We start from the raw sequence: 10857 nt of genomic DNA on the forward strand, positions 1-10857 counted from the left end.
TTCAACGCGTCGGCTCGAAAATCACACCAACCCAGCAAAACACTCGGCTTTTACCTGCATCAAATTCCAGTGAGAACGCTTGAAATTCACGAGCGCATCATGCGCAGCGCCTGCAAAACTCATGCTCGTCTGCAGGATCGGCACCACGCAAGGCTGCTGGCTGCAACCCCAAGCATCAGCGGGTGCCCGGCGTGATCTGGATCGTGCCAAGGCCCGAATCCATGGCCACACGCCGCCGGGGAGTCAGCCAATGCACCCACAGCCCCCAAAGCCACCCCAGCGCAAACACGCAGGCCAAGGCCAACATGCCCCAGCGCCCGGCAGACAGCGCGCTGTAAATCCAGTACGGCATGCCCCCCAGGCCGAAGAGGCAGGCCCATCGCCGAAGCGCGGCGGAACGGGATTGGGATAGCCAGACGGCAAGGGCTGCGGGGAGTGCGAAGGCGATCTGATCGATGCTCATGACTGCATCATACTGTACAAATAAACAGCATTGCACAGAAAAATCCAGACGCTTGCACAAGGCACGTCGACGGGAGGGCCACACCCTCTGATTTGTTCGCATCTCATCTGGCAAGCAGCGTACAGACTGGACTTGAAGGATTCCGAATCCGCACCGGAGTTTGGGTAAAGCGCGGCCCTTGCATCGCTCAATCCCAGCACCGCCGGCCAAGAACCCGGAGTCACGGCTTATCCAGTTCCGCTCAGCCCGAAAGCGAGGGTGCACAGGATTTTGAAAACCCGCAGAACATACAGCGCCATACTGCGCAACGGCTCTTTACCCAAGGTTTACCTGACAGTTTGAACGCATTCGGGATGGGCAATGGTGGTCATAGGGGGAAATAATCGAAAGCATGCAAACCGGTTCTTAAAAAACAGTTAATATTCGCGCTTCAATCCATGAAAGGCAAACTACCGTGAGCAACACATACAAAGAACTTCTGGCGCAGCGCGAAGCACTTGAGGCCCAGATCCAGACAGCACGCAAGCAAGAAGTCAGTGATGTGATCGCCAAGATTCGCGGTCTGGTTCAGGATTACGGCCTGACAGCTGACGACATTTTCACGGCACGCCGCGCCTCCTCCACCGTGGCTCCCAAGTTCCGCAATCCAGAGACAGGTGACACCTGGACTGGACGCGGCAAGCCGCCCGCCTGGATCAAGGACAAGGATCGCGCCCAGTTCGCCATCTGAAGCCCTGGATAAACGCCTCCATGAAAACAGCCTGCAGTCACTTGCAGGCTTTTTTCATTCTGGCCCCACCTGGAGCGTGCACCTGAATTGGCGTGCCTGCACTTCTGCAGGGCGGCATTGCCCTGGCCTGGCCCCGTGCAATCGCGGCAAGCACGCGCACATGCCCTTAGACATGCACTGTGGATGGATGCCGTGGTTCAATCAGTCGGCCTGATCTGCACCTTGAAATTTCTCGCTGTAGAGACCGGCCCCCGACGTTCGGCCTTCCATGACAAAACAGATCTCCGCCCCGGACAGTGCCCCCACCGCACGCCGTCCTGACAAGCTACCGACCGCCTTTGGAACGACACCTGTCGCAGATGCACTCTTGCGGCCCCATCTGCCATTTTCAGGACAGCAGATTCTGTTCATCTCGTCATGCGACGATCAGCACACCCATCTGCTCCCTTTGCTCAAGGAGTGGGGTTTGGTGACCACGGCATGCCGCCATCCCACCGCGATTCGCCAGGATCGGCTACAGAAATTCCACGTTGTCGTGCTGTGCGGGCCGAAGACCTCATGGAATCCCAAGGACGAAAACCGCCTGGTGGCAGGAGCGGCACGCATCATCGAATGTGAAGCCAGCCATCCCATGCAGCCCAGAGTGATCAATGCCCGCATCATCGCGGTATCCTGGCATTCACCGCAGGGGATTCTTGATGCGCTGACGATGGCGATCCATTCAACGCATGCCAACCCCGACAGCCTCCTGCCGACTGACGAAGTCGTCCATTTCGAGAAAATTGCGCCACCCATCAGAAATGCCTTCCTGGAATCTGCGCGCTCTTCTCTGGCAACCATCAAATCCAGCCCAAACTGCAAAGATGTGCAAAGAGAGCTTCACAACCTGTCTGGCTCACTGAGATTCTTTGATCTGGTCGAGTTGTCAATACGGTGTGCCGACCTGGAAAGCCGCATGGGCCATGATGGGCTGGCATATCACAGACATTCGCTCTCGCTGCTGGAGCTCCAGCTTGAAGCAGTCATCCAGGACATACAGGCACTGAAGGTGGAATGAACATGAATCATTGAGATCTCGATGATGTCACCCACCCACATTCCAAGGCATATTTCATAAGGTCTATGTCTCGCTCTATGCCGAGCTTTTGCATGGCCTTGACTTTTTGCGTGCTGATGGTCTTCTTGCTCCTGTTGAGCTTGGCTGCAATTTCATCAATGCGCAGGCCAGCAGCGTACAACCGCACTACCTCGGACTCCTTGGGGCTCAGCTCGGCAGGCACTCTTCTCTCCCCCTGCACTCCGCCCAACCCGCCTGTACCACCTCTTTCCAGCCGCTCGGCGATGGCTGGCGAAAAATAAACTCCGCCAGTGAATGCCGCGTGGATCGCGGGAACAAGATGCAGCACCGGATCGGCCTTGCTGACAATACTGATGTTCGAGACACGACCCAGAGCCTGGAGTATTGCCGAGTTATCCAGCATGGTCAGGACCACCAGACCCAATTTTGGGAATCTTCTCGATATATAACCGAATAGATGCAGTCCATCTCCATATTTCCCGGTCGGCATGGAGTAATCGGATACAAGCACATCAAAACCTCCCTCTTCCAGCTTTTGAATCAGATCGGTTGAATTTGAAACACTCCCATTAAATGCAATTTCTGACTCACCAGACAATTCATGCCTGACACCTGATATTATCCCAGGATGATCGTCCGCCAACAATACGGATATTTTCAGGTATTTTTTATAGTCCATGGTGCGTAAATATGAATAACCTGACACCAGCCGGCTTTCAACCTTTCTCACAAATCTTTCAGAACGTCCATGAAATTCACGAGCTCCCCATCGACCGCTCGAAAATCTCGCGCATTGACAAGAGAAGAAATCCTATCAAGCGCCTGGACTATGTCATTGAACCCTGCCACTGCAAATGCCCCCTTCATGGCATGAATTTCCCTATGCACAGCCACGAGATCTCTTTTTTCCAAGGATTTCTTCAAGGAGATCAAGGATGCTTGTGTTGTTGAGACAAGAATGTCACGGTAGCCAGAAATCTTGCTTGTTCTTGCCGGCAATGCATCCACTTGGCAAACCCCGGACTTGCCGATATTTCTATCAATGAATTCCTTGATGCTTTTCAGGGAGGCTGGTTTGACGATGATGTCGGATATGCCGAATTTGGCACATTTATCCCTTTCATGCTTGCCTGCGTTTGCCGTTATTGCCCCCACTCTAATCCCGGGGTAATCCTTACGGATGTGCTGTGCAAGCACATAACCGTTCATGCCGGGCATCTGCAGGTCGGTTAGAACCAGGTCATAGGCCAGCTGTGCCAGCATGCTCAAGGCAGATTCCCCTCCTTCTGCAGAATCGGCCTCATACCCAATGATCCTCAGCTGATCCAGCAACAGCATTCTGTTAACAGGGTGGTCATCCACCACCAGAATCCTTGCCGAGAAATCCTCTCGTTCGTCCTCCGAAAGCAGGACATCGCCATCCTCCCAAGCGACAGCGGATGATGCGGGCTGCGCATGGTATGCGGGCAGCACCAGCTCGAAAATGCTGCCTTTTCCAAGGACACTTGAAAACCGGATCTCCCCTCCCATGAGGTGGGCCATCCGCTGGCACAGCGTCAGCCCAAGTCCGGTTCCTCCAAACTTCGTGGCGATTTCCGAGCCGGCCTGCTTGAACGCATCGAAGATGAACGCATGCTGCGAATGATGAATACCTATTCCAGTATCGGATACCTTGATGTTCAGCTCGCCGGATCTGTCGGATGCATATACCTCTATTTTTCCACTCTTGGTGAACTTCAAAGCATTGCTGAGAAGATTATTGAGTATTTGCTTGATGCGCTCAGCATCGCCAAGATATCCAGACTTCAGCGAATCATCGATGGTCAGGGAAAATTCAATTTTTGCCTCTGTCACCAAGGGTTTATAGATGGATGCCACCTGCCTGATCACGGACTTGAGATCGAATCCGGCCATCTCGACACTCATCTGACCAGACTCGACCTTCGAGAAATCGAGGACATCATTCAACAGAGACAAAAGAGAATGTGAGGAATTCGAAATGATGTCCAGCCGTGTTTTCTGCTCCATGGACAGAATGCTTCTTCCCAGTATTTCCAGATTCCCCAGTATCGCATTGAGTGGAGTGCGTATCTCGTGGCTCATTACCGCGAGAAAAGATGATTTTTCATGGTTTGCCTCTTCCGCAGCCTTCTTTGCATCCTCCAGGCTTCTTTGGACCTGCTTGTGAGCCGTGATATCGGCAAACCCGCACAACAGCACGTTCCGACCTTGGTATTTTGCCTTCACCATGATCATGGACAGCTCTGCAATGGTTCCATCGTTGGAAATCACCACCTCGCTGGACACGGGCACATAGTCACTTTTCCCGCCACCAAGATATTTCTCCACATAAACTCTGTGGAAATAGCCGATCAATAGCTCGCCAGGGACCGGGCCACGCAGTACTGCACTCTCCTTGTATTTGAACATCATGCTGTTCTCCAACAGCATCTTTTTCTCCTTGAAATCAAGAAGACCCAATCCGTAAGGAGCCATGGCAATGATGGTTCGACTCAGCTGCTCGGTATCGAAAACATTCTTTGCCTTTTCATAGATTGGAATAAATACCTTTTCGTAGAAATATATCAAAAAGCACCAGAACAAGACAATGAATATCAACGAAAGAATCAAATATACGAACGATTTTCCCTTTAGAAAAACCGCATCCTTCCACGAAAACACGTGGAGCAGAATCATATTTGTATTCGATATCCTCGAGTAGTAATGAAAAAAACCATCCTTGTATACAGCACCATACTTGAACAGAAGATAGCGACTCACCAGGTTGCCTTGGAATTTCGATGATTCAATATCAAAGAAATCCGCTTTGCTGTAGCCCTCTGGTTCAACACCCAGGGCAACGCTTCCCTGGGAGTCCATGATCAGAAAGGAACTTCTATCCTCACCTTGCTGCATCAGATTCTCAATATGCTGGGTAGGCATGTCACTCACCACGGTGAGAAATGGCTTACCCCTATGGAATGCAGAAACAACAACCTGGAACGACATTTCACCCGTCAGAATACTTTTGGTCGGGGGAAGCCAAATGGGGTGGCGCACTTGTCCGGAATGAAGTGGAACGCCTTTGTCTTTCGGCAGCCCGGCAATCTGTTGCTGAAGCTCCAAGAGCATCCGTTCCCGCTCAGGCTCATCTGGAATCTGAGGCAGGAGAGCACCGATGAACCCGCCATCCGGACTGAAGGCATATACAGATATGGCTCTTCCATCCTGAAGAAAACTCGAGTTTGCCAGGTATGCAAGCTCCTCCAGCATATCCCTGTATCGCCTGCATGCAGGCTTGTCGCCCTTATCCTCGAGCAAAACCACCGGACTCACACCCGTGATCATAGCGCCCGGCCTGCCAACTCCCGCCGGTTGCGATATATGCGCTTGCCCCCAAAGCAATTCTGATGCGATTATTCCACGCATCATGATGACCTGCTTTGTTTCTATCTCCACCAGAATTCTAGTTCTCTTGTTCTGAAAAATTGACCTTCTTTCCTCCATGAAATCATTGAACTCGAACGATGCCGCAAATAACGCGACAATGATCACAAGGAAAGAAAAGATCAGCCCCCCACCAAAAAGCAGTCTCTTGTTATATCTGGCCAGAAGCAGAAGATCTTCCTTTTCTGCAATTTCTTTTTTATGGATTTCCATCTGGACATCGATATACAGCCATTGCTCAGGCCAATGATCGCCTCATGTAGTCGATAAAATCTTTGCAGGAAAGTGCTCTGGAATACAAGAATCCCTGGGCGACATCGGCATCCATCCTCCTGATCATTCCCAGATCATCAACGTCCTCCACTCCCTCAACAACCACCTGTGCCCGAACATCTTTCGCAAGCGACACCGCTTTGCTCAGCACTCTCTTTGCATGGGCCTGGTTTCTTGCAGCATGCAGCAAAGCCTTGTCAATCTTGATCTGGTTGAAAGGAACGCTAAGCAGGCGCCCTAGGGTCGAGCCGCCCACGCCAAAGTCATCCATTGCGCACTGAAAGCCACTCATTCGTAAATTCGCAATGACACCGCCCAGGGACTTGTCGAGATCATCCGCCCCATCTTCCGTCACCTCACAACCGATATTTTCAGGGGAGACACCTGCATCCCTGATCACGCGCAATGCCGAATCCATCCACTCCCAGGATGCCGCCAGGGAGGCGGATACATTGATGCTGCAGATGAACTGCCCTGAAGGTACTGCCGATTTGATGAAAGAGATGGACTGCAGGAGCATTTGGAGAGTGAGCTCATGCATCAATCCATGGTCTCCGATGGCCTTCATGAACGCAGCAGGTGGCAACAGTTCCGTGCCCGAAATAGGCCACCGGGCCAAGGCTTCCGCCCCGATGATCCTGCCCGAGCCTGCATGATGCAAGGGTTGAAAATGGGCAACGATTTCGCCGCTGTGCAAAGCGTTCGTCAACCTTGCTCTCGGGATCGGCAAGATCGTCCTGGGCTGACCCTCCGTCTTGGTCCGCCCCAGGATACGCAGCAGGAAATCCCCGTTGACCGGCACCTCTCTTGCCATTCTGGAGCGAGATATTGCACAGACGATGTTGAGTGCCAGGCTCCGGGCATAGTCAGCGACCGCATGGAATATTCTTGGTTCGCAGCTGCTGACAAGGATGATGGGAACATCCACTTCAGACAGTGCCAGATCATTGAGGAACCTCATCAGCTTTTCGCCGATGAAATCCATATCCACAAAGGCCGCATCCGCATTGAATTTCTTCAGTTCCGCCAGAAGCTCATCCGTATTGCTGATCCATTGAATGCCGTGAAAAAATCCTTGCTGTTTGCAACATTGCTGCATCCAATATGCGGCCATCGGATCGTTTGTGGCAACGAGCATTCTTTTGCCATGACCGGGACTATTTTCTGGCATCAATCCATCCCATCTCTATTCCATAGCGAATGAGGTCAATGTCCTTGCGGATGCCCAGTTTATTCATGACCGCCACCTTGTGCGTACTGACCGTCTTGATGCTGCGATAGAGTTTTTTCGCTATTTCAGACACTGTCATTCCAGAAATGAAAAGGAGCAGAACTTCCTCTTCACGCTTTGACAGTTCTATCGATGTTCGTACCGCCCCGAGCCATTCGCCGCCAAGCAGTTTGCTTGCGCTCGGCGAAATGAATTGACCATCTGTGTATGCCGCATAGATCGCCGGCACCAGGCTCCCCAAAGAATCTGTTTTATGGACTATCCTGTAGATCCCCTGATTGGCAAGCGACTTGATGATCCCAATATTCTCAATCATGGTCAGCATCACGATCTTGACGCCGGGAAATCGTCGCCGGATGACATTCAGCATGACCAGGCCGTCGCCATAGGTTCCGCCGGGCATTGAATAATCAGTCACCAGCACATCGCATTCGTTCTGCCTGAGAAAATTGATGATTTCCGTGGAGTTTTTCGCTCGACCCACAATCTCTATCTCATTTTTTTTCTCCAAAACACTTTCTATGCCTGCCAGAACTGCCGGATGGTCATCGGCAATCAGTATCCGCAAGACGAAATTTTTCATGACTCAAAAAATTAGCAAGAAGAACATTCCTATTCTAGGCAGTGGCGCACTAGGATTTAATTGGATTAATCTGATTTTTCCACTTCAAAATCTAAGATTTGTCTGATTTTTTGGCCCAATTGCTGCGAATTCGGGCGTCAGTCCTAGGGAGCACTCCTAGAATTCAACAGATAGTTGAATCGGTGGTTGAATGCGTTGCAGGCCAAGCATCCGGACCACACGGGAATCTGTGGATGAGATGCACGCGCCCGTGCAGGAGCCCGCGACCGATGCCGGAGTGGGGCTGAAGCGACCTCACCCCATGGCCGAGCGCATGAAGAGACCGCCAAATCCCGGCACAATCCGTGGATGCGAATCCTTCACACCATGCTGCGCGTTGGCAATTTCCAGCGTTCCATCGATTTCTACACACAGGTTCTTGGCATGCAGCTGCTGCGAACCTCAGAGAACCCCGAGTACAAGTACTCGCTGGCCTTCCTGGGCTTCGAGGGCGGCAACCCTGGCCAGGCCGAGATCGAGCTGACCTACAACTGGGGTACGGAGTCCTACGACATGGGCACGGCCTACGGCCATATCGCCATTGGCGTGCCTGATGCCTATGCCGCCTGCGAGAAGATCAAGGCGTCCGGCGGCAACGTGACGCGCGAGGCCGGCCCCGTCAAGGGCGGCACCACGGTGATTGCCTTTGTGACGGATCCGGACGGCTACAAGATAGAACTCATACAGGAGAACTCACGCGCCCATGCCGGCGTGCAGCCAGCTGGCGGCGAGAAGTTCGATCCCCTGCGCAATTCCTGATCCACGCAGCCCCAAAAACAAAGGCCCGGAGCGTCCATCGCTCCGGGCCTTTGGTTTTGAAGCTGCGGCTGCTGCCAGCCGCACTGCTGATCCGGTTCAATCCACCAGGATCACTTCCACCCGGCGGGCCTGGGCATTGCTGCCATCGGCCTGCAGTTGTTCGGGCTTCTTGAGTTCGACCTTTTCCTCGGCCACGCCCAGTGCCGACAGGGCAGCATGGACTGCCAGGGCGCGCTTCTTGGCCAGTTCGGCGTTGAGTTCGGCGCTGCCGGTGGCGTCGTGGTATCCAGAGATCACGGCGCGCTTGCCGCCCTGCACACCAGCCACCACATCGGCCAGCGCTTCATTGGCGCCAGCCGCCAGCTCGGCCTTGGCCGATGCGAAGTAGAACTTGACCACGCCGTTTTCGACAACGACACGCGCCACGTCTTCCTCCAGGACCACAGGCGCCATCGCCGGCACAGGTGTGGCGCCGGTTGTCGTCTTTGCAGGGCCATGCGCAATACCGCGCTGGTAGACCACGACACCCACGACCGTGGAGACGACGAGCGCAATCAGCGCAAACAAAAAGCCCAGGGCAAAACGTTGTTGGCTGTCGTCGTCGGATTGACTGAAGGACATGAAGCACTCTCCGTGAATGAACTGTTGAAGGAAACCAGAAAGACTGCGAAAAACCGGCCGATTGTAGAGGGCCGCCGCCAACGGCCCTGCGCACCGCCCAAGCCCCGTGATGCCACCCGGCACGAACTGTGGCGCCGCAGAGACAAAAGACCGGCCGTGCAAGGGCAACGCAGGCGCTTGTGCACCGTTTGGGCCGACAGGCGTTAAAACGTCATTGTTCCTTCACGCCACAGCGCCCATGTCCGCCCTGCCAGAATTCTCATTTGCCCGCCGAGAGTCCCAGCCCATGCTGGACGAGGCGCTGCACCGATGGGGCGGAAGCGACGACCTCTGGATCTTTGGCTACGGCTCGCTGATCTGGCGGCCGGATTTCGATTTCTGCGAACGCCGCACGGCCCGTGTCTTTGGCTGGCACCGGGCATTGAAGATGTGGAGCACCATCAACCGCGGCACGCCCCAGAATCCTGGATTGGTCTTTGGCATGCTGTCCGGCGGCAGTTGCCAGGGCATGGTGTTCCGCATTCCCCGGCACCACGGCCATGACGTCATGAGAAAGTTGTGGCAGCGCGAGATGGCCAATGCCGTCTATGACCCCCGCTGGCTGCCCTGCCGCACCGGCCAGGGCACGGTGCAGGCGCTGGCGTTCACGCTGTCCCGTCAAAGCCCCAATCACACGGGCGAGCTGGCGCCCGAAGACTATCGCCGCATCTTCAGCGAGGCCAAGGGCATCTATGGCAGCACGCATGACTATGCGCGCGCAACCTTCGATGAGCTCAAGCGCCTCGGCATCCGGGACCGTGCCTTGCAGCGCCTGCTCAGCTACGCGGGCCAGCCTGAAGCGGGTGCGCAAGCCGCGCGCTGACGCTTTGATGCGATTGATACGCTGATGCGCGCAGGCGCATAACGCTGCCCTCTCCGACATATCCACCGTATTGCACGCTGCAAGATGGCGGCTGCGCGCAATGCGCCTCACAACTTTTCCAGCACGGATATCAACCAGGAGATTGCCACCATGCGTTTGAACGCTTCCCCCTCCACCCCGTCCACCGCCGTGAAGCTGCTGATGGCAGCCGGCATGGTGCTGGCCCTTGGGGCCTGTGGCAGCCAGGCCAAGCCTCCTGCCGCAGCCGCAGCCGCAGCGTCCACCCCGGCAGCCGTCACCGCAGCCCCTGCCGCCCGCAACGTGGCCATGGCCCAGCTGCAGCCCACGCAAGGCAGCAAGGTCAGCGGCAGCCTGCAGTTCACTGCCCAGGCCGATGGCAGCGTGCGCGTTCAGGGCTCGGTTCAGGGGCTGGCGCCCAACAGCGAGCATGGCTTTCATGTCCATGAGAAAGGCGATTGCTCCAGCCCTGATGGCCTGAGCGCGGGCGGCCATTTCAACCCCACCGGCCACGCCCATGGCCGCTTCGATTCCGCTGTCCACCACGCAGGGGATCTGCCCAGTCTGCGGTCCGACGCGCAAGGCATGGCCAGCATAGATTTCGTTTCGCGCGGCCTGGCACTGGATCAGAGTCCCAACAGCGTGGTGGGCCGCGGCCTGATCGTGCACAAGGACCCTGACGACTACACCACGCAGCCCACCGGCAATTCCGGGGCGCGCCTGGCCTGTGCGGTGATCACGCGCGGATGATGT

The 10857-nt window shown here is 54.9% G+C and carries 11 protein-coding genes; 5 read left to right on the forward strand and 6 right to left on the reverse strand.

Translation table 11 applies throughout. The annotated features are described in order from the left end of the window. Positions 1-175 precede the first annotated feature (175 nt). Positions 176-463 carry a hypothetical protein gene (locus tag PO605_RS23705; protein WP_016447059.1) on the reverse strand — a complete coding sequence of 96 codons (288 nt, stop codon included), beginning with the start codon at positions 461-463 and terminating at the stop codon, positions 176-178. A gap of 454 nt (positions 464-917) precedes the next feature. On the opposite strand from PO605_RS23705, the gene PO605_RS23710 reads away from it, so the two are divergent. Beyond that, positions 918-1193, forward strand: coding sequence for an H-NS histone family protein (locus tag PO605_RS23710; RefSeq protein ID WP_016447060.1), 276 nt, complete (start codon positions 918-920; stop codon positions 1191-1193). A 268-nt stretch (positions 1194-1461) separates the two neighbouring features. Then, positions 1462-2250: an Hpt domain-containing protein gene (locus tag PO605_RS23715; protein ID WP_231574488.1), complete on the forward strand. Its 789-nt coding sequence runs from the start codon at positions 1462-1464 to the stop codon at positions 2248-2250. A gap of 7 nt (positions 2251-2257) precedes the next feature. On the opposite strand, the gene PO605_RS23720 is transcribed toward PO605_RS23715, so the two are convergent. From PO605_RS23720 to PO605_RS23735, 4 genes are read right to left on the reverse strand one after another with little or no spacing between them, the layout of a single operon-like run. Beyond that, positions 2258-2950 carry a response regulator gene (locus tag PO605_RS23720; protein WP_272206993.1) on the reverse strand — a complete coding sequence of 231 codons (693 nt, stop codon included), beginning with the start codon at positions 2948-2950 and terminating at the stop codon, positions 2258-2260. A gap of 47 nt (positions 2951-2997) precedes the next feature. After that, positions 2998-5931 (reverse strand): hybrid sensor histidine kinase/response regulator, encoded by a 2934-nt coding sequence (locus PO605_RS23725; protein ID WP_046985494.1) that lies wholly within the window; start codon positions 5929-5931, stop codon positions 2998-3000. 25 nt (positions 5932-5956) lie between these two features. Then, entirely contained in the window at positions 5957-7129 is a 1173-nt protein-coding gene (locus PO605_RS23730) for an EAL domain-containing response regulator (protein WP_272206951.1), read from the reverse strand. Between the two features lie 19 nt (positions 7130-7148). After that, positions 7149-7805, reverse strand: coding sequence for a response regulator transcription factor (locus tag PO605_RS23735; RefSeq protein ID WP_047473241.1), 657 nt, complete (start codon positions 7803-7805; stop codon positions 7149-7151). A gap of 348 nt (positions 7806-8153) precedes the next feature. Here PO605_RS23735 and gloA point away from each other — a divergent pair, with 348 nt between their 5' ends. After that, positions 8154-8603 (forward strand): lactoylglutathione lyase, encoded by a 450-nt coding sequence (gene gloA / locus PO605_RS23740; protein WP_026062330.1) that lies wholly within the window; start codon positions 8154-8156, stop codon positions 8601-8603. Between the two features lie 96 nt (positions 8604-8699). Here the strand turns inward: gloA and PO605_RS23745 are convergent, their stop codons facing one another. Further along, a complete protein-coding gene (locus PO605_RS23745) occupies positions 8700-9224 on the reverse strand; it encodes an OmpA family protein (RefSeq protein WP_047473240.1) in 525 nt (174 codons plus the stop codon). Positions 9225-9462: 238 nt separating this feature from the next. Between PO605_RS23745 and PO605_RS23750 the strand changes: the two genes are divergently transcribed. Then, positions 9463-10086 (forward strand): gamma-glutamylcyclotransferase, encoded by a 624-nt coding sequence (locus PO605_RS23750; protein WP_047473238.1) that lies wholly within the window; start codon positions 9463-9465, stop codon positions 10084-10086. 150 nt (positions 10087-10236) lie between these two features. Further along, complete coding sequence (locus tag PO605_RS23755; protein WP_047473252.1) at positions 10237-10854, forward strand: superoxide dismutase family protein; 618 nt, start codon at positions 10237-10239, stop codon at positions 10852-10854. The last annotated feature ends 3 nt before the right edge of the window (positions 10855-10857 follow it).

This window comes from Delftia sp. DT-2, from assembly GCF_028401915.1.
Classification (GTDB): domain Bacteria; phylum Pseudomonadota; class Gammaproteobacteria; order Burkholderiales; family Burkholderiaceae_C; genus Comamonas; species Comamonas tsuruhatensis.